This is a genomic window from Ensifer meliloti, assembly GCF_030064585.1.
Taxonomy (GTDB): domain Bacteria; phylum Pseudomonadota; class Alphaproteobacteria; order Rhizobiales; family Rhizobiaceae; genus Sinorhizobium; species Sinorhizobium meliloti.
Window position 1 is genome coordinate 3,599,818 of sequence record NZ_CP120365.1, and the last position, 17,250, is coordinate 3,617,067.

Sequence of the window (17,250 nt, forward strand, 5' to 3'; positions counted from 1 at the left end):
TGGAGATGGGACCACATGGAAAAAAGCCCGGATGCTTTCCGCACCATCAGCGAGGTTGCGGACGAACTCGATCTCCCCCAGCACGTGCTTCGTTTCTGGGAGACCCGGTTCCAGCAGATCAAGCCGATGAAGCGCGGCGGCGGGCGCCGCTACTATCGCCCCGAGGATGTCGACCTGCTCAAGGGCATCCGCCACCTCCTCTACGATCACGGCTATACGATCAAGGGTGTGCAGAAGCTCTTGAAAGCCAACGGCAACAAGTTCGTCGCCGCCATCGCGAGCGGTGACCTTGCGACCGTCGAGGCGCTTGCCGCTTCCAGCAACGAAGAGCCGGCGCCGCCCAAGGCGGGCGTCGCGGAGGAGGACCAGATCGTCGGCCGCCCGAAGGCGCCGGCGAGCCGGCGCTTCTTCTCTTTCGGCAACGGAGGCGACGATACCGAGATTACCATCGGCAAGACATCGGTCGGCAAGGAAGACAGGGCGCTGCTGCAGGAAGCGCTCTACGACCTCCTCGAATGCAAGCGTCTTCTCGACCAGGTTCGGTAGCAGGGAAGGCACGGGAAGGGGGCCTCGAAAGCGCTGCCGAGGCCCAACTCGGTTGTGACCAACTTATTCGGCCGCTTCTTCCGTCGACTGCTGTTCTTTCTTCTGTTTCAGGAGGAGATCGTCAGCGGTCGACTGCTCGGCCTTTGCCACGCTCGCCGTCGTGATCTCCTTGTCCACTTTGTCGATCGATGCCGTGGTCTTGGAATGGCCCAGGCAATCGGCTGACGCTGCCGTCGCCGATAAGGCGAAGGCGGCTGCAAGTACGAGGATGCTCTTCATCGGGCTTCTCCTGTGGTTTGCAGGGCGCAGTTTATCCAGCGCAGGGCATCGATCCAAATCACAAAACTGTTGTTTCGCCGCTTCCGCTACAGCCGGCGGTCTCCAGTGAAGGGCGAGCTCCATTTTCCCCCTTGCGCCGGGCGAATGTTCCGACTAATGAGAGCGGGCTTGTAACCAAGCGGGTCGGAGCGTAGCGCAGCCCGGTAGCGCACTTGACTGGGGGTCAAGGGGTCGTGGGTTCGAATCCCGCCGCTCCGACCATTTTCCGCTTGGGTTTCAACGCGATACGATTGGCGCTTTCGGTAGCCCTACCGGAAATATGGGAACGAAACGCGCTCAGATTCACTGTTCGGAAGCGAATAGTCCCGAAAAACGTTCCACGTCATTTGTTCTTCCTTTGTGCACGTTTCGAGTTGAAGAGCGATTCGAGGGTTTCCGCCACCTCCTCGTCGAGGACGTGAGCATAGCGCATCGTCGTTTTAATCGAGGCGCTCGCGAGCAATATCGAAGACGCGCTGGAGCAAATCGACGTCTGTCGGATCGAGGGGTGCCTCACTTCGAGCCGACTGCGTTCCATCCTCCCTTTCTGGACCCAGCATCCTGCGCTAGGAGTCCGATCCTCCTCGAGGGAGCACTTGATTGCTGGCACTGTGCATACGATGACAGACGAGCCGAAGAAGAGAGGCTCGTGTGCCACGGCGCGCGCATTTCACTTACCCGGTTTGGCTTTCCCTTTTAAGCTGTTTCCGCCCTTTCCACCCTTGGTACTATTTCCGCCTTTGCCGCCCTTTGTGCTATTCCCGCCCCCACCGCCCTTGCCGCCGCTCGAGCCGCTGCCCGAGGCTGCGATGGCGTCGGAGGTGAGGCTCGTTGAAAGCAACATTGTCACGGCAGGCGGTGTGACGGCAGCGAAGCGGCCGCAAGTCTTTAGAAACTCGCGTCTGTCTCCTTCGCTGAGAGACAGTTCGTCCCGAGGTTTGTCCATCTGCGCTTCCTCCCTTGGCCAGTTGTATAATACAGCGATTGCTAATGTTATGAGATATAGCTTTCTTTATACGAGATACTGCGTCTGGCTCTGTCGCTTGTCTCGCCGACGGCATCTTCGATGACAGGCGCGTGCTGCTCGCGGTAATCGGCCGCGCCCTGCGGCGCCGGACTATTCCGAAACGTTGTTCTGGCCAGAAGCGGTCGGAATGTACACCGCGACATCCCGGCTCTCATTTTGTAAGAATGCGTCTGCGCGATCAGGTAAACGGCAATCGTCAAAATCGATAAGTATAATGCTTAGTGTTTCGGCAGCCCGTAATCGTCTCTGTCGCGCATCAACCAAATCCTCTCGGTTTCGGTCCCAAGCCACTACGACGGTGCGCTGTAAGGCGGTGGGCCTCAGGGCTGCATTGAAGGGACAATTATGCAGCTCCGAGGTACCACACTCGAGCGGCTGACGAGGGGGGCCGCTCGGGGGTGACAACTCCAATATGCATCAAAGGTTTCGCTCGGTCACCGGCCTAAGACCTTTGCTTTCAACGAGCCGGACTAAGGTCTGATCTGTCCTCGACCGTCAGGTGGGAGAACCCTCTCCCGGAAACCAAGGCATCGCAGGAACGTTAGATTCCGATGTCAGTAGGAGCAGGACTATGAAGATCGTAACCACGGCAATTTCCGTTGGCGTCGCGCTCACGGGCATGGCCGGTATGGCCTTTGCTGACCCCTGGAAAGACGAAAGCGGCCACGGCCGCTGGCGCGGCTACTACGACGGGCCTCGTTATGAGCGAAGGGCCTTCAAAGAGGAATATCGCCGTGGCGGCTGCAAGATCGAGCGCAAGTGGGACGATGACGAGTACAAGAGGAGATCAAGTGCAAGCGCGGCGCTCGTCCGATCTATGGATATTATCGGTATTAACCTTGGTATTGGAACGAAGACACGCCGGCGGTTGCCCTGGACCGAAAGAATGCCATTTTCGCTCAGCCGGTCTTGGTCGCCGGGGTTGGGTATCGCGCCCCGGACCGATGACGGCGACCTGCAGCACCCATCGGCCAAGGCATCCGAGAGCGGGAAGACCGGGGGGATATTCGACGTCTCAGCAGGATGTGCCTGACTTGTGCTGCTGTGACGAACTATCAACAGAGATGTCGGTTGCCTTGGCGGCGACCGCCACAGCGGCCGCGAGTTCATGAGCATCCCGGCGACCTGCCTGGTAGAGACTGATCAGCTTCGCAGCGAGTTGTTCTGCTTCTTCGCTGCAGCGGGACAGCTTTCGTTTGCGTAACTCAGCCCGGAAGACAGAGTCTATCACGTCGAGGTCATAAGGACTGATTGGATTGACATGGATATCGGAGCGCATGGCGCAATCTCCACCATTAGGGCGAAAGCGCGATGATCTCCCAGCCATCGGTGCCCGTGGAAATGAGCCGATGATGAAGATAGTATACGCCCCATCTCGGAGAAACGCGAGCCGCCGTACGCTGTCGGACGGAACGGTTGCGGTGGGAAACAGGCCGCGAGAGATGACCAGGCGGCGGTGTTCGTCCTGCCCTAGCCTCAGAACGCCCGGAGGCAAAACCGCGCTCACCGAGTCCCGAAATAATTCCCGACCTGATCTTCTGGATATGCCGCAATGCCTTTTGTATCAGGGCGTCCAGAAAGTAGCCCTCTCTCCTTGGGTCAAGGGTCCCGGGTTCGAATCCACCGCTCCGACGATCAAAATCAATCCCTTAGCCCCCTGCAGTGATTGAGCGGCTTTCATCATTTCCGTCGGTTTCCAGTCTTCTTGATTCGATCTTACTGACTGCTGTCGGCGGCGCTGCGCTGCCATTCGTCGGTAAACCTCTTCCGTCTCGTCGAGCATACGTTTCAGTGTAAAACGGTCCCGGCGCGCCGCGGCGGCGCCGGCAAGGCGCCGAAACATATCCGGGTCGGCCGCCGCTATCATCGCTCTTGCAAGCGGTGAGACGTCCTCGCTGTTCGGAACGATGTAGCCGTTCTCTCCGTGATCGACGGCCGTTCCGGCTCCGCCGACGTCGGAAATGATGATCGGCCGGCCGGCGGCTGCCGCTTCGAGCATCACATAGGACATTGCCTCGTAGCGGCTCGGCATGACGAGGAGATCGAATGCGGGTACCGCCTGAGGTCCCGTAAAGGCCGAGGTCAGATGGATGCGGTTCTGCAAGCCGCTTGCGGCGATCGCGGCGCGGACCTCTTCCTCCAATTCTCCCGATCCGATCATGACGACGTGACTGTTCCTGACCGCCGACGCGGCCTTGCCGAAGGCATTGAGGAGACGCTCGGGCGCCTTTTGCGCCGAGAGCCGGCCGATGAAGCCGAAAACGAAGGCGTCCGCCGGAATGCCGAAGCTGGCGCGCACCGTCTGCGCCATATCGGGCGAAGGGGTGTCGACGCCGTTGACGATAACGGACATGCCCTTTCCCGAAATGCCGATCGACAGCGCATGGGCGAATTCGTCACCGGAGACCGTGACGAGATGGTCGGTGAAGAAGCGGGCGAGAAGTGTTTCGATCGCCCCGTAAATCAGTCGGCCGCCGCGCCCGAGCGTCGGGTCCATCGTCCTGAAGGCATGCGGCGTGTAGACGCGCGGCACGTGCCTTCCCGGGAGGCGCAGGCGCGTCAGGGCTCCGGCCTTGGAACTGTGGCCGTGAATGACGTCGAACGGCCCGGCAGTGCGGATGATGCGATTTATGGCGCGTAAGCAGGACCAGTCGGAGGGGCCGGGCGCCCGGCGCATGCCGACCGCATGAATGGCGGGAAGGCCGAGCGCCTTGAGTTCGCGCACGAAGCCGTCTTCGGCCCGAACGGGAGAATAGATCGCTTCGACATGGTGGCCGCGCGCATGCATGCCGCGGCAAAGATCGAGAAAGTGGCGTCCGGACCCTCCGCCGCCGGGTTCCAGTACCTCGAGCAGGCGCAGAGGGGCGTCGGGCGGCTCGCGACTCGTGGTCATGCGGGCGTTCCGGAGCGGATCTGCCTTCTATGGCGATATTCGAGCGCGGCGCACCCCCAAAGGATGCCGAGAAGCAGGTAGAAATGGCGCCAGTGATCGGTGTCGATCACGTTGCCGATACCGACATGGCCCATCAGCGTGGTCCAGGCGATCATCAGATATGGTTGCCACGGCCTCTCGAGCAGCAGGAAGCGGAAGCCGAGCGACAGCGTCCAGAGGATGAGCGCGACATAGGCGACGAAGCCGAGCCATCCATAGGATGTCAGGCTCTTCAGAAGCACGTTGTGCTCGTCTTCGGGAAACATGGTGCTGAACACCATGGGGCCGATGCCGAGCGGCTTTTCCATGGCCATCAGAAAGCCGATCCGGTGCCGGTCGAAACGCCCGAGATGTCCGCCGTCATAATCCTGGACGAGCTGGGTGCGGCTCGAGAAGAGAGACGCGACCTGGTCCGACTGCAGGGCGACCACGAGTGCTGCCACCACGAACAGGGCGCCGGAGAGCGTCAGCACGAGAATCCGGAGGCGGAAGAGACCGCTGCGCTGCTTGAGCAGCATGACGAAGACGAAAGCGACGACGCAGAACAGGTCGAGAGCCCAGGCGGCCCGCGAGAAGGAGAGGAACACGCCGAGCGTGAGCACGAGCAGGCCGGCGATCTTCAAGGGCGCCCGGCTGATCGGCTGCGTCAGCAGCCCGTGAAGGAGATAGAGGGTGGGGGCTACGAGGAACGGTCCGAAGACATTCGGGTCCTGAAACGCTCCCTTTGCGCGATCATAGAGCGTGAAGTTCGCCGCACCCGGTATCGCGCCGAAATAGCCGAGGATGCCGAGGAGGGCGGTGATGACCGCGGCCGCCACCCAGGCGTTGAGGATGAGCGGCAGGCGCTGGTGGCTCTCTTCGATGATGGCCGCAAAAAACACCGCCGTGAGGCAGAGGAAGCCGGTAACGGCCATATACATCGGACCGGTCCCAAGGTCGGCCATCACCGTCAGCGACAGGATACCGCCGATCATGAACAGGACGAGAAGGACCGTGAGCGGAGCCGTGGCACGGGAGATCCTGAGGCCGAAAAGCGCCCAGAGGCCGATGAGCCCCGCCATGAAGACCTCGTAGGGCGCGGGCTCGGCGATGACGAACCCGGACAGAAAGACGCCGATCGTCACCAGGCAGGAGCCGACGAGCGAAATCGCGGCAAGCTGCGGGCGAAGGATAACCGGCCGCGATGCGGTGACCGCGGTCAATAGGCGTTTTCCGTGTTCAGCAGCCGGAACGGCGTGAGGATGAGAATCTTCAGGTCGAGCAGCAGCGACCAGTTCTCGATATAGTAGAGGTCGAATGCCGTTCGGAACCGGATCTTTTCGTCGTTGTCGATTTCACCGCGCCAGCCGTTGATCTGCGCCCAGCCGGTCACTCCCGGCTTGACGCGATGGCGGGCAAAATAGCCTTCGACGACATCGGAATAGGTTCGGTCCTTCGTCTGCGCGAGCACGGCGTGGGGACGCGGCCCGACGAGCGAGAGCTCGCCTTTCAGCACATTGAAGAACTGGGGCAACTCGTCGATCGAGGATTTGCGCAGGAAGCGTCCGAGGGGGGTTACGCGAGGGTCGTTCTTGGTTACGGCGTTGCGTGCGGTCGGGTCGCTCATATGTGTGTACATCGAGCGGAACTTGTAGACCTCTATGGTCTCGTTGTTGAAGCCGTGGCGGTGCTGCTTGAAGATGATCGGACCGGGCGAAGTGACCTTCACCGCGACGGCGGCGGCGAGCATGACGGGCCAGAGCAAAGCGAGCGCCACCAGACTGAAAAAGATATCGAAGCAGCGCTTGGCGACGGAATCCCAGTCGGCGATCGGCTTGTCGAAGATGTCGAGCATCGGGACCTGCCCGACATGCGAATAGCTGCGTGGGCGGAAACGGAGATTGTTGGCGTGCGCCGCAAGCCGAATGTCGACCGGAAGCACCCACAGCTTTCTGAGGAGTGCGAGGATGCGCTTTTCCGCAGTCAGCGGCAGCGAGATGATCAGCATGTCGATGCGGGCGAGGCGGGCGAATTCGACCAGTTCGTCCACTGTCCCGAGTTTCGGATAACCGGCAATCACATTCGGGGACCGGCGCTCGTCTCGATCGTCGAAGATCCCGCAGATGCGGATGTCGTTGTCCGGCTGATGCTCGATCTCCCGGATCAGGTCCTTCGCGGGCTGCCCGCCACCGACGATGACGGCTCGCCGTTCCATGGTGCCGTTTCTCGACCAGTGGCGGATCGAATAGGCGATGAATGCGCGCTCCGCGACGAGGAAGAACCCGCCGGCGAGGAACCATGCGCCGATCCAGAACCGCGAATAGAGGTGGCCCGATTTGAGAAAGAAGAGGCCGAGCGCAATCGCGCCGAAGGCAGCCGTCCAGGCGCCGAGGACGCGCGGCGTCATCCTGAGCCAGGCGCGCAGTGCCGGTACCTGGTAGGCGTCGGCGACCTGCATGGCGGCAACGGCAAGCGCCGGCCCGCCGGCGAGGATGAGGAGATAAACCGGCAGCTGCTCCAGCGTCGGCGCGACATATTGTGCATTGATGCCGTAGCCGATGGCAAAAAGCGCGCAGAAGTCGAGAAGCCGGATGAGTCCGGTGATCATCGCCGGTGTATAGGTGTCCGCACGGAACTGAAGGGCGATCTGCTTCGCCAGCGGGTTGAGCCCCGCATTGCCCCTTGTCCCGTCCTTTTGTTCGGTGGTGGTCTTGCGGATCTCCGAGACCTTCTTGCGAAGCGCTTCGGGATCGAAGGTCTCTGGCCTGTCAAACTGGTTCATGGTCGCTTTCCGGCGCTGAAGTCCTTCGCCCGGATAGCAGAAAGCCACTAAGAAACGCTTACGTTGTACGCAGCCGCCCCTGCGGCACAAGCGATTCCTCGGTGAGGTCCCGATAAAGCTGCATCACGTGTCTGGTCATCACCGATGCGGCGAAGCGGGATTTGAACCGTTCCGCGTCGGGCATCGTCCGGGCAGCCCAGCCGGTGTCCCGGATGGCGTCGGCCATGAGACGGGCGAGCGCCCCCGCATCGCCGGGTGGGACGAGCGCCTCGCTATCGGCCCCGAGAACCTCCGGGATTCCTCCGACGCGGGTCGCGATTACGGGCTTTCCGGCGGCGAGCGCTTCCAGAAGGATATAGGGCATGGATTCCGCGCGGGAGGGAATGACGACCTTGCGGGCCAGAGCGAAAGCCTCGCGCGCCCTCATTGCCGGCAGCAGCCTGACGCGATCTGCGAGGCCCATGCGCAGGGTCATTTCTTCGTATTGCCGCTGCTGCGGGCCATCTCCAACCATCAAGGCGGAAAGTCTGCGGCCGGCGATCTCTTCGGCTGCGGCAAATCCTTCGATAAAAAGATCGGGACCCTTCAGGTCCCGCATCATGCCGATATAGAGGAAATCGACAGCGCCCGGCCCCGTCTCGACGGGTTCGAATTCCGCGTCGTCGATGCCGTTATAGATCAGCTCGTTGCGTGCCAGTGGAAGGCCGACCCTGGCACCGTAGGTGCGGCGTTCGTATTCACAGACGAAGACGAGGGCGTCGGTCAGGCGTTCCTGCAGGCGCTCGACGCGGAGAATGAGCGAACCTGCCAGGGACCGGCGCTCGAAATGAAGGCTGCCTCCATGGGGCGAATAGAGGCGGGCTACGCGATACTTGTTGACCCGCAGGGCTGAACCGACGATGCGCGCCAGCACGCCGCCCTTGGCGCCGTGCCCGTGCAATACATCCGGTTGCAAACTTCTGATTTCCTTGTAGCCGCGCCATAGCGCCGCGGCGTCCGATGCCCCGATCGAACGAGGGATCGGTACGCGGATGATGCCGAGTGCCAGATGAGGGCGAACCTCTTCGAACAGCGCGTCCTCGTGGGCACCGCCGGTGGTGCTGTCGCAAAGGATTCCGACCTGATGCCCGGCATTCGCATGCGCCTCGGCAAGGTCGCGCACGTGCCGGAATATGCCGCCGACCGGGGATCTGAAGCAATGAAGAATGCGCAAGGGGCGTTCGCTCATGGCGATCAGAACAGTCGTTCGCGTATATAGACGGTGTCGCCGGCGAGAACCGGGTCGGTTATCGGAACGCGTCCGGTGATGATGCGGCCGTTGATCTTGCGGGTGATGTCGGCGGTCGCCTGGTTGGCGCGTGGCGTGAAGCCGCCTGCGACGGCGATCGCATTCTGTACCGTCATCCCCGGAACGTAGGCATATTGGCCGGCCTGTCCCACTTCGCCCATGATGAAGACGGAACGGTAGCGGTCGACCTCGATCGTGACGTCCGGATCCTTGAGGAAGCCCTGGCGCAGCTTGGATGCGATCATCCCCTCCAGTTCCGGAAGCGTATGCCCGCGTGACGGAACGGCCCCGATCAGCGGGAAGGCGACATAGCCGGCCTGATCGACCGTATAGCTGCCGCTGAGGCTTGCCTGTTCGAAGACGTTGATGCGCAGGCGGTCACCGCTGTCCAGCCGATAGGGCTGCACCGTCGCCTGGCTGAAGCCTTTGGGGGCGGGCTGGTAATTCGTGCAACCGCCGACGAGCGCCGACAAAATCGCAACGGCGAAGACGCTTGTTCTCTTGTTGGCTGCGGTCGACATGCGGTTAGGGGCTCCGAAAACGATCACCGTTCGCCGATGTTATCGATCCGTTAGGGTTAATGGCCGGTAAATCCGCCACGAGAATTTCCGGCATCGAATGTCCTTCCGATCCATGACGCATGCCGCCCTCTGGTTGCAGCGGAAATTAACCGTTGGGTTACCATGTTCGTTTACCTTCCCGCCAAACGAGAAAGCTTTGGAGTGCAGGCATGTCGGGCATCGGCGGGCAGCAGGATGTGGATATCGATCTCGGCGGGCTTTTTCGCGCCATCTGGCAACGCCGCGTGCGGGTGCTGCTCGCCACGGTTGGGGCCGCTGCCGTCGCCTTCGCGGCTGCCAAGATGGTCGCTCCCGATTACGAGGGCGAGACGCGCGTCCTGATAGAGTCGCGCGAGCCCGAGTTCAGCGGCGCCAATCAAGTTTCGCAGAATGGCTCCGACCGGATGTTCGACGAGTCGGGCATCCTCAGCCAGGTGCAGGTCCTGCGTTCGGCGGACCTGATCAAGCAGGTCGCGCGCAACATGAAGCTTCACGAACTCGACGAGTTCGACCCCTCCGCACGGCCTTCTGCCGCGTCCGATCTCCTGGTGATGCTGGGCCTGAAGAAGAATCCTCTCGATTTGCCGCCGGAAGAACGGGTGCTCAAGGAGTTCGAAGAGAAGCTGCAGGTCTATCAGGTCGAAAAGTCGCGTGTGATCGCCATCGCCTTCACCTCGAAGGACGCGAAGCTCGCGGCCGCCATTCCGAACGAAATGGCCAATGTCTATCTTTCGCTGCAGAGCGGAGCCAAGCTCGACTCGAACTCCGAGGCAAGCCGCTGGCTGGAGCCGGAGATCGCCAACCTGCGCGAGAAGGTGCGCGAGGCGGAGGCGAAGGTCGCGCTTTACCGCGCCGAATCGGGCCTGCTTCCGGCCGGCGAGACGCAGAATTTTGCCACGCGCCAGCTTACCGACATTTCGACGGAGCTTGCACGGGTGCGGTCGGAGCGGGCGAACACGGCTGCGCGCGCCGAGGGTATGCGGACGGCGCTCGCCGACGGCCGTCCGGCGGACACGCTTGCCGACATCGTCGGTTCGCCGATGATCCAGCGTCTCAAGGAGAACCGCGCCAACGTCCAGGCGCAGATCGCAGACCTGTCGACGGCACTGCTCGACGGTCATCCGCGGTTGAAGGGGCTCAAGTCCCAGCTCGAAGGGATCGAAGGGGCGATCCGGTCGGAGACCCGGAAGATTCTTGCGAGCCTCGAAAATGAGGCGAAGGTCGGGCAACTGCGCGAGCAGCAGCTCGTTCAGCAAATGAACACGCTCAAGGCGCAATCGGCGCAGGCGGGCGAGGAGGAAGTCGGGCTGCGCGCGCTCGAGCGCGAGGCAACGGCGCAGCGCCAACTGCTCGAAACCTATCTCGCCCGATACCGCGAGGCGACCTCGCGTACCGTTGCAAACGCAACTCCGGCCGATGCGCGTGTGATTTCGCGCGCCGTGGTCCCGACCAGCCAGAGTTTCCCGAAGGTGCTGCCGATAACGATCGTCGCTGCCTTTGCGAGCCTCCTGGTCAGTTGCGTCGTCATCATGCTCGGCGAACTTTTCAGCGGCCGGGCGCTAAGGCCGGTCTCGGTCCCCGAAGCACCGGCCCCGGGTCAGCCGGCAGAAATGCCTTCAGTCCCTGGTGCCGTCGAAGAAAATCCCGCACCTGCTCTCTTCGCGGTGGAACCTGCGCCTGAGGATAACGGCGACGATGAAAATGCGGCATCGAAGCACGACTTTTCGATCGAGTCGGTCGCCGAACATCTTCGTGCCAACGGTGTGCGGATTGCGGTCTCGGTATCCCCGGGCGGCGACGAGGGATCGACGGCGACCGTGATGCTGGCGCGCCTTCTGGCCGAGGACGAGCAGAAAGTCGTGCTGATCGACCTTTCCGGTTCGGCCTGTCCGACGCGGCTCATGGCACAATCGCGGGACCTTGCCGGGGTCACGAATCTGCTCATGGGCGAAGTCGCCTTCTCCGAGTCGATTCATTCGGACAGGTTGTCCGAAGCACATATCATACCCCATGGCGACGCCGACCCTCATGCGGCGATGCGCGGCATCGACCGGCTGCAGATCATCATCGTTGCGCTCGCCAATGCCTACGATCTCGTCCTGATCGAATGCGGGTCGGCCGACGCGGAGGCCGTGGCCAAGGTGGCACGGCACGAGGGCACCGAGATCATCCTGTCGGCACCGTCGATCAGCGACGATGAGATCGTCGAAATGCTGATGAGTTTCGGGGAAGCCGGATATCGCGACGTCGTGCTGATGACCGGGAAGGGGCAGGACGGCCCAGATTTTCCCGACCGCCGCGCTGCATAACGTCACGCTTCATCCGCGTTGGCAGCCGATGTCTGTCGCCGCTGCCGCTGCCGTTGAATGAAGGCATAAAGCGTTTCGTTGGCCTTGACCAACCGTTTCGCCCGGGCGATCGCCCTGAAACCGCCGGCGGCCAGCCGGCCGCGGAACGTCAGGGGCAGAACGATGTCGCGCAACGGCGTCTCGACCGTGCACCACGACCGCTTGTAAGGCTGATCGCCGATGCCGAAGTCGAAGAGGGCGACGCCTTCTGCGCAAAGACGCTCGATCATCCTGTAGAACAGCAACTCGCCCGGGCTGGCATCCGCGGCGATTTCCTCGTCGATCGAACCGAACTGGCAGATGACGTGGTCGCCCTTGCGCGAGAGACCGGCGACCGCGACAACGCGGCCGGCGTGTTCGCCCCTCAGCCTTATGGCATTGAGCTCCAGGAGGTTGCCGGGCTCGGGGCCCCTGGCATCGATCAGGGCGTGGAAAAAGGTGCGCGTCTCCGCCTCGCGAAAGGCATCCGGCAGGCCGAGTGTCTCGAAGCGGGCGGCTTTCTGCCGGAAGAATGTCTCGAGCAGGGCATGGGCCTCCTGCGCTTCGCGAGCGATCACATAGTCGTAGCCGCCGATCTCGGCGAGGCGCCTTTCGGATATGCGCATCTTTTTGCGCCGCCGCTTGGCATTGACCTGGGCGAGCGTGCGCTCCATGGTGCCGAGAAGCGGTAATTGGAACGAGGCGTTCGGGTTCTCGATGCCGGCCAGAACGGCGAGGGGGTGCGGCGCGCCGCGCCAGATCCGCGGCGTCCGGTCGAACACGATCACGTCCGCGAAACGGCGGAGCTGGCGACCGATACCGCCGGTCAGCGCTGCCGTGAGCTCCGCAGCGGGCACGTTGCCGATGCCGGCGCCGAACAGGCCGGTGTTGAGATTGCTGTGCTCCGAGCCGATCAGGCGCGCCGCGCGGAGAAGCGGGCTGCGTTCGATCTCGAAAGGAAGGAGAAAAAGCGGCTCCCTGCCGGCGGCGCCACGGACGATCAGCACCTCGCTGCCATGCGTCTTTGTCCACGCCGCGCACCAGTCGAAGCTCTGATGCAGCGAATTGCCGCTGCTTTCGTCAAGCGCGCGCCATTCCGCTTCGATCTCGGCCATGTTCGCGTGGACGGAGATGGTGATCCGGTCGGCAGCGCTGCCTCCATGGGCGAGGCTACCGGCCGAATGATACCGCCCGGCGCTGGTTTCCGGCGAAAGGGTGAAATCGGAACTTGCCATCATTGTCGATCCGCATGCGTGATGCAGCCATTGAAGCGGAAATTCCGATAGATCTGATTAATCCGGCAGGCACTCGCGTGCCCGGCAGACAACAGGGTTAGGGGAATATGAAGCCGAAACAGGCGGCGGCTGGAATTGCCGGCGCAGGCGCGTTAAGTTCTCTGCCGTTCGATGGAGGGGCAGATGCGCCACCGAGAAAGGTCCGGGTTCAAGCGGTTTCGTGCAGCCGGACCGCAGAGCCGGCCTGAATGTCTGCTAGGACGACCATTTCCCTGGAGCGAATAATGCCACCCATCCATTCCGCGCCTGATCCAGGCGCCGCCTTTCCCGTCGCCGAGTTCCCGCGCATCGGATTTCTCAGGAACATCGTGCGCTCGCCACTGATCGAGGCCGGCGAGTTCAGCTATTACGACGATCCGGACGGTCCCGAGCGCTTCGAAGAGAAGTGCGTTCTCTATCACTATGACTTCGTGGGCGATCGGCTGGTGATCGGCCGCTTCTGTGCGCTGGCGACCGGCATACAGTTCATCATGAACGGGGCCAACCACGCGACCGGAGGCTTCTCGACCTTTCCGTTCGGCATCTTCCCCGGTGCCTGGCGCGATGGCTTCGACCCTGACGCCTACAGGACCGGTTATCGTGGCGACACGACCGTCGGAAACGATGTCTGGATCGGCATGGAGGCGACCATTTTGCCGGGCGTGACGATCGGCGATGGCGCGATCGTTGCGGCAAAAGCGGTCGTTACGAAGGATTTGCCTCCCTATGCCGTCGTCGCGGGCAATCCCGCACGGGTGGTGAGATTGCGCTTCCCCGATGCGACGATCGAGCGATTGCAGGCGATTGCCTGGTGGCGTTGGCCGATCGACAAGGTGACGCGCAACATCGCGGCGATAACCGGCGCCGATCTCGATGCACTGGAAGGCGCCCGGTAGAAGTCAGTCGAGGAATCCGGTCGCGAGCGCCCTTGCCCATTCGGCGCGGCCGCGTTCGGCCGCGAGGAGCGACGCCGCCATGTGATCGTAGCCGACACAGCGGAAGGTGACGTTCCAGTCGCCGGAGGCCCGCTCGACAATGGCGTAGCGGGCATCCGGCGAACCGGTTTCGACCTTGTGCGCGACCGGCCGGTCGTCGTCATAGGCAGGGCAGCCGACACTGCCCGGGTTGACCAGCAGCCGCCCGCCCGAAAGCCGCAGGGCGCGTTGAACATGCGTGTGGCCGCAGAGGATCACTGGATGCTCGATACCGTCGGCAAAGCGCTCGATCTCCGCGCGCCGCGCCATGTGAACGATGCCATCGCCCGTCAGCGCCTCCATCCAGTAGGTCTCGTCGCTTGCCGGCGTGCCATGGCAGAGAAAGAGAGCGTCCCGATAGACAAGGGTCGCCGGCAGAGCGGCCAGCCAGTGGAGGTGGTGCTCATCGAGTTCGTCATGGGCGGAGCGGTCGGACAATCCCATGCGGGCAGGGCTGAGCGTGAGAAGATAGCGGTCGTGATTGCCGCGTATCGCAGCGGTACGGCGGCCGATCAGGATCTCCGCCGTCCGGGCGGCATTCAGCGGGCCGCTCAGATGATCGCCAAGATTGACGATCTCGTCGATGCCCTGTGCATCGATGTCGGCAAGCACGGCCTCGAGCGCGAGATCGTTGCCGTGGATATCGGAGATTACCGCGATTCTCATACCTGGAAACCTCAATGATCGGCGGCGGGTTTTTCCATCCACTTGATGATCAGCATGGCGGGAAGAACCCACAGCAGGCCGGTGAAGAAGAAATAAAGCAGATGCACCCACCAGGGAGACGCGCCGAGCAGCAGGGAAGCGAAGGTAACGGCCGCAAGTGCGTAGACGACGACGAGGATGATGAGCAGGACGGTGCCGATCAGTTTTCGGAGGCGTACGGGCATTTTTCGTTCTTTCGGTGGCGGCAACGCTGGCACTCGGGCGGCCCGAGTGGCGGCAACGCTGGCACTCGGGCGGCCCGCGACGGCATGCCGCAAAGGGTTCGGCCTTGTTTTGCACGGCACTCTGGTGCAAATCAACGGCTTTCAGACCGTCCTGACCGGCAACGCCGGCATAACGGTACCGTTTCCGGCGACAGATGAGGGAGTGCCATGGCCCACGCCGAATTGGCAACAGAACAGATGCTGCTCAAAGAGATCGGCAGAACCGAGCGCAACCGCCGGCAGATCCGCGGCTGGCTTGCCGCCGTTCTCTTCGCTCTGTTTGCGCTGGTGCTCGTCGGAGGGGCGACGCGACTGACCGAATCCGGCTTGTCGATCACCGAGTGGAAACCCGTCCACGGCGTCATACCGCCGCTCTCCGCGGAGGAATGGGAGGAGGAATTCCGTCTCTACCAGCGCATTCCGCAATATGAGCAGATCAACAAGGGCATGACGGTCGATGAGTTCAAGACCATCTTCTGGTGGGAATGGGCGCACCGGCTGCTCGCGCGCGGCATCGGCGTGATCTTCGCCCTGCCGCTCTTCTTCTTCTGGGTCACAGGGCGGATCGAGCGACGTCTGCGGCTGCCGCTTCTCGGAATCCTGGCGCTCGGCGGTTTTCAGGGCTTCATCGGCTGGTGGATGGTATCCTCCGGTCTGGCGGAACGGACTGCAGTCAGCCAGTACCGGCTCGCCACGCATCTGACCATCGCCTGCCTGATCTTCGCCGCCTGCATGTGGATTTACCGGGGGCTGTGTCCGCATTCCGACGACGCGCATCCGACGAAAAGGTCGCAAGGGATGGCCGGGGCCATAGCGATCATGAGCCTCTTCCAGATCTATCTGGGCGCGATCGTCGCGGGTCTCGATGCGGGTCTGAGCTACAACACCTGGCCGCTGATGGACGGGGCGATCGTGCCGGGCGGCCTGTTCGTGCAGCAGCCCGCCTGGATCAATCTCTTCGAAAATCCGAAGACGGTGCAGTTCGTACACCGTCTCGGCGCCTATCTGCTGTTCGCATTGGCGCTTTGGCACATGATCGCGTCGCTCCGCGCCGCGCCGGAGACGACACATGCCCGCCGCTCGGTGCTCCTGTTCGCGCTGGTGACGGTGCAGGCGGCAATCGGCATTACGACGCTGCTTCTGCAGGTACCGATCGGCTGGGGCGTGCTGCATCAGGGCGGTGCGCTCGTCGTGCTCGGCTTCGCGATCGCCCATTGGCGCGGCTTCGTCGGCACCTATACGAGAGACACGGCGATAGAAATGCGCGACTGATTTGCCTGCGATCGAACGAACGAAAACCCCGGCAGGAACGCTGCCGGGGTTTTCGTCTCGATTTGCTGTGTCAGGCGGACAGCATCAGGTCCATGTTCTGGACGGCGGCGCCCGAGGCGCCCTTGCCGAGATTATCGAGCAGCGCGACCAGATTGACATGCGCTCCGCCCTTGGTGCCAAAGACGAAAAGCTTCATGGCGTCGCTGCCGGCGAGCTCCGTCGCATCGATCCGGGCGAGCTTGGCGCTCTCGTCAAGCGGCACGACTTCGACGATCGACTGTCCCGCATAATGGTCGACGAGGGCACGATGGATCGTTTCGAGCGTTGCACCGGCAGCCAGGTCCTCGAGATAGAGCGGCACCTGCACGATCATCCCCTGCGCGAACTTGCCGACGGAAGGGCTGAAGACCGGTGCGCGCTCGAGGAGCCCGTGCATCTTCATTTCCGGCACGTGCTTGTGCTTCAGCGTAAGCCCATAAAGGAAATGCGGCGCGCCGATGTGGTCCGGATTCTGATCGTCCTCCATCTGCGCGATCATCTGTTTGCCGCCGCCGGTATAGCCCGAAACCGCATTGACGGTGACGGGATAGCCATCCGGCAGGATACCCGCCTGGCGCAGAGGGCGGATCAGGGCGATCGCTCCGGTCGGGTAGCAGCCGGGATTGGCGACATGGCGCGCGTCGCGGATCCGCTGGGGCTGCGCCTTGTCCATCTCGGCAAAGCCATAGGCCCAGTCGGGAGCGACGCGATGCGCGGTCGAAGTGTCGATGACGCGCACGCGATTGTTTCCGGCCACCATGGCAACGGCCTCCCGCGAGGCGTCGTCCGGCAGGCATAGGATGGCGATATCGGCGCTGTTCAGAAGGTCCTCACGCATCGCCGCATTGCGTCGCTCTGCTTCCGGAATGGACAGGAGTTCGAGATCCGTACGCCCGGCCATGCGCACACGGATCTGCAGGCCCGTCGTGCCGTGTTCGCCATCGATAAAGATCTTCGGTTTCATGATTTCCCTGCTCCTGCAGTCCGTTAGCGGCGTTTCCGG

Annotated in this window: 16 protein-coding genes, 1 tRNA gene and 1 pseudogene; 6 read left to right on the plus strand and 12 right to left on the minus strand. The window is 62.5% G+C overall.

All coding sequences use genetic code 11. The features are described from left to right. Positions 1-15: 15 nt before the first annotated feature. A complete protein-coding gene (locus PZL22_RS24195) occupies positions 16-546 on the plus strand; it encodes a MerR family transcriptional regulator (RefSeq protein ID WP_003529274.1) in 531 nt (176 codons plus the stop codon). A 63-nt stretch (positions 547-609) separates the two neighbouring features. Here PZL22_RS24195 and PZL22_RS24200 read toward each other — a convergent pair whose 3' ends face one another. Beyond that, positions 610-825 (minus strand): hypothetical protein, encoded by a 216-nt coding sequence (locus PZL22_RS24200; protein WP_003529263.1) that lies wholly within the window; start codon positions 823-825, stop codon positions 610-612. A gap of 184 nt (positions 826-1,009) precedes the next feature. Here PZL22_RS24200 and PZL22_RS24205 point away from each other — a divergent pair. Beyond that, positions 1,010-1,086, plus strand: a tRNA-Pro gene (locus PZL22_RS24205). Between the two features lie 448 nt (positions 1,087-1,534). On the opposite strand, the gene PZL22_RS24210 is transcribed toward PZL22_RS24205, so the two are convergent. Further along, positions 1,535-1,810 (minus strand): hypothetical protein, encoded by a 276-nt coding sequence (locus PZL22_RS24210; RefSeq protein WP_003529261.1) that lies wholly within the window; start codon positions 1,808-1,810, stop codon positions 1,535-1,537. A 652-nt stretch (positions 1,811-2,462) separates the two neighbouring features. On the opposite strand from PZL22_RS24210, the pseudogene PZL22_RS24215 reads away from it, so the two are divergent. Further along, positions 2,463-2,728, plus strand: a pseudogene (locus tag PZL22_RS24215) (hypothetical protein). 178 nt (positions 2,729-2,906) lie between these two features. Here PZL22_RS24215 and PZL22_RS24220 read toward each other — a convergent pair. From PZL22_RS24220 to PZL22_RS24245, 6 genes are all read right to left on the minus strand, one after another. Next, positions 2,907-3,170: a hypothetical protein gene (locus PZL22_RS24220; protein ID WP_003529259.1), complete on the minus strand. Its 264-nt coding sequence runs from the start codon at positions 3,168-3,170 to the stop codon at positions 2,907-2,909. 285 nt (positions 3,171-3,455) lie between these two features. After that, positions 3,456-4,784 (minus strand): glycosyltransferase family 4 protein, encoded by a 1,329-nt coding sequence (locus PZL22_RS24225; protein WP_003529258.1) that lies wholly within the window; start codon positions 4,782-4,784, stop codon positions 3,456-3,458. Beyond that, positions 4,781-6,025: an O-antigen ligase family protein gene (locus PZL22_RS24230; protein WP_003529257.1), complete on the minus strand. Its 1,245-nt coding sequence runs from the start codon at positions 6,023-6,025 to the stop codon at positions 4,781-4,783. Before PZL22_RS24230 ends, PZL22_RS24225 begins: the two co-directional genes overlap by 4 nt. Further along, a complete protein-coding gene (locus PZL22_RS24235; protein WP_003529253.1) occupies positions 6,022-7,584 on the minus strand; it encodes an undecaprenyl-phosphate glucose phosphotransferase in 1,563 nt (520 codons plus the stop codon). Before PZL22_RS24235 ends, PZL22_RS24230 begins: the two co-directional genes overlap by 4 nt. A 58-nt stretch (positions 7,585-7,642) precedes the next feature. Beyond that, a complete protein-coding gene (locus PZL22_RS24240; protein ID WP_003529251.1) occupies positions 7,643-8,812 on the minus strand; it encodes a glycosyltransferase family 4 protein in 1,170 nt (389 codons plus the stop codon). Positions 8,813-8,817: 5 nt separating this feature from the next. Continuing rightward, the gene (locus PZL22_RS24245; protein ID WP_003529250.1) at positions 8,818-9,393 is read right to left on the minus strand and encodes a polysaccharide biosynthesis/export family protein; all 576 of its coding nucleotides are present in this window, start codon (positions 9,391-9,393) and stop codon (positions 8,818-8,820) included. Between the two features lie 209 nt (positions 9,394-9,602). On the opposite strand from PZL22_RS24245, the gene PZL22_RS24250 reads away from it, so the two are divergent. Then, positions 9,603-11,741 carry a GumC family protein gene (locus PZL22_RS24250; RefSeq protein WP_003529246.1) on the plus strand — a complete coding sequence of 713 codons (2,139 nt, stop codon included), beginning with the start codon at positions 9,603-9,605 and terminating at the stop codon, positions 11,739-11,741. Between the two features lie 2 nt (positions 11,742-11,743). On the opposite strand, the gene PZL22_RS24255 is transcribed toward PZL22_RS24250, so the two are convergent. Further along, entirely contained in the window at positions 11,744-12,997 is a 1,254-nt protein-coding gene (locus PZL22_RS24255; RefSeq protein WP_003529244.1) for a GNAT family N-acetyltransferase, read from the minus strand. Positions 12,998-13,278: 281 nt separating this feature from the next. On the opposite strand from PZL22_RS24255, the gene PZL22_RS24260 reads away from it, so the two are divergent. Then, on the plus strand, positions 13,279-13,929 hold the full coding sequence (locus PZL22_RS24260) for a CatB-related O-acetyltransferase (RefSeq protein ID WP_284718581.1): 651 nt from the start codon (positions 13,279-13,281) through the stop codon (positions 13,927-13,929). Positions 13,930-13,932: 3 nt separating this feature from the next. On the opposite strand, the gene PZL22_RS24265 is transcribed toward PZL22_RS24260, so the two are convergent. Together PZL22_RS24265 and PZL22_RS24270 are read right to left on the minus strand one after the other, a co-directional pair. Next, positions 13,933-14,673 carry a metallophosphoesterase family protein gene (locus PZL22_RS24265; RefSeq protein ID WP_003529241.1) on the minus strand — a complete coding sequence of 247 codons (741 nt, stop codon included), beginning with the start codon at positions 14,671-14,673 and terminating at the stop codon, positions 13,933-13,935. A gap of 11 nt (positions 14,674-14,684) precedes the next feature. Next, positions 14,685-14,897, minus strand: a complete 213-nt coding sequence (locus PZL22_RS24270; protein ID WP_003529239.1) for a DUF2842 domain-containing protein — start codon at positions 14,895-14,897, stop codon at positions 14,685-14,687. Positions 14,898-15,104: 207 nt separating this feature from the next. Here PZL22_RS24270 and PZL22_RS24275 point away from each other — a divergent pair, with 207 nt between their 5' ends. Next, positions 15,105-16,208, plus strand: a complete 1,104-nt coding sequence (locus PZL22_RS24275; protein WP_003529237.1) for a COX15/CtaA family protein — start codon at positions 15,105-15,107, stop codon at positions 16,206-16,208. Between the two features lie 70 nt (positions 16,209-16,278). On the opposite strand, the gene argC is transcribed toward PZL22_RS24275, so the two are convergent. Next, on the minus strand, positions 16,279-17,211 hold the full coding sequence (gene argC / locus PZL22_RS24280) for an N-acetyl-gamma-glutamyl-phosphate reductase (RefSeq protein WP_003529235.1): 933 nt from the start codon (positions 17,209-17,211) through the stop codon (positions 16,279-16,281). Between the last annotated feature and the right edge of the window lie 39 nt (positions 17,212-17,250).

What these genes read in the sequence shown, in the direction of transcription:
- PZL22_RS24195 (WP_003529274.1), top strand. Translation starts at nt 16, where the DNA reads ATGGAAAAAAGCCCGGATGCTTTCCGCACCATCAGCGAGGTTGCGGAC.
- PZL22_RS24200 (WP_003529263.1), bottom strand. Translation starts at nt 825, where the DNA reads ATGAAGAGCATCCTCGTACTTGCAGCCGCCTTCGCCTTATCGGCGACG.
- PZL22_RS24210 (WP_003529261.1), bottom strand. Translation starts at nt 1,810, where the DNA reads ATGGACAAACCTCGGGACGAACTGTCTCTCAGCGAAGGAGACAGACGC.
- PZL22_RS24220 (WP_003529259.1), bottom strand. Translation starts at nt 3,170, where the DNA reads ATGCGCTCCGATATCCATGTCAATCCAATCAGTCCTTATGACCTCGAC.
- PZL22_RS24225 (WP_003529258.1), bottom strand. Translation starts at nt 4,784, where the DNA reads ATGACCACGAGTCGCGAGCCGCCCGACGCCCCTCTGCGCCTGCTCGAG.
- PZL22_RS24235 (WP_003529253.1), bottom strand. Translation starts at nt 7,584, where the DNA reads ATGAACCAGTTTGACAGGCCAGAGACCTTCGATCCCGAAGCGCTTCGC.
- PZL22_RS24240 (WP_003529251.1), bottom strand. Translation starts at nt 8,812, where the DNA reads ATGAGCGAACGCCCCTTGCGCATTCTTCATTGCTTCAGATCCCCGGTC.
- PZL22_RS24245 (WP_003529250.1), bottom strand. Translation starts at nt 9,393, where the DNA reads ATGTCGACCGCAGCCAACAAGAGAACAAGCGTCTTCGCCGTTGCGATT.
- PZL22_RS24250 (WP_003529246.1), top strand. Translation starts at nt 9,603, where the DNA reads ATGTCGGGCATCGGCGGGCAGCAGGATGTGGATATCGATCTCGGCGGG.
- PZL22_RS24255 (WP_003529244.1), bottom strand. Translation starts at nt 12,997, where the DNA reads ATGATGGCAAGTTCCGATTTCACCCTTTCGCCGGAAACCAGCGCCGGG.
- PZL22_RS24260 (WP_284718581.1), top strand. Translation starts at nt 13,279, where the DNA reads ATGCCACCCATCCATTCCGCGCCTGATCCAGGCGCCGCCTTTCCCGTC.
- PZL22_RS24265 (WP_003529241.1), bottom strand. Translation starts at nt 14,673, where the DNA reads ATGAGAATCGCGGTAATCTCCGATATCCACGGCAACGATCTCGCGCTC.
- PZL22_RS24270 (WP_003529239.1), bottom strand. Translation starts at nt 14,897, where the DNA reads ATGCCCGTACGCCTCCGAAAACTGATCGGCACCGTCCTGCTCATCATC.
- PZL22_RS24275 (WP_003529237.1), top strand. Translation starts at nt 15,105, where the DNA reads ATGGCCCACGCCGAATTGGCAACAGAACAGATGCTGCTCAAAGAGATC.
- argC (WP_003529235.1), bottom strand. Translation starts at nt 17,211, where the DNA reads ATGAAACCGAAGATCTTTATCGATGGCGAACACGGCACGACGGGCCTG.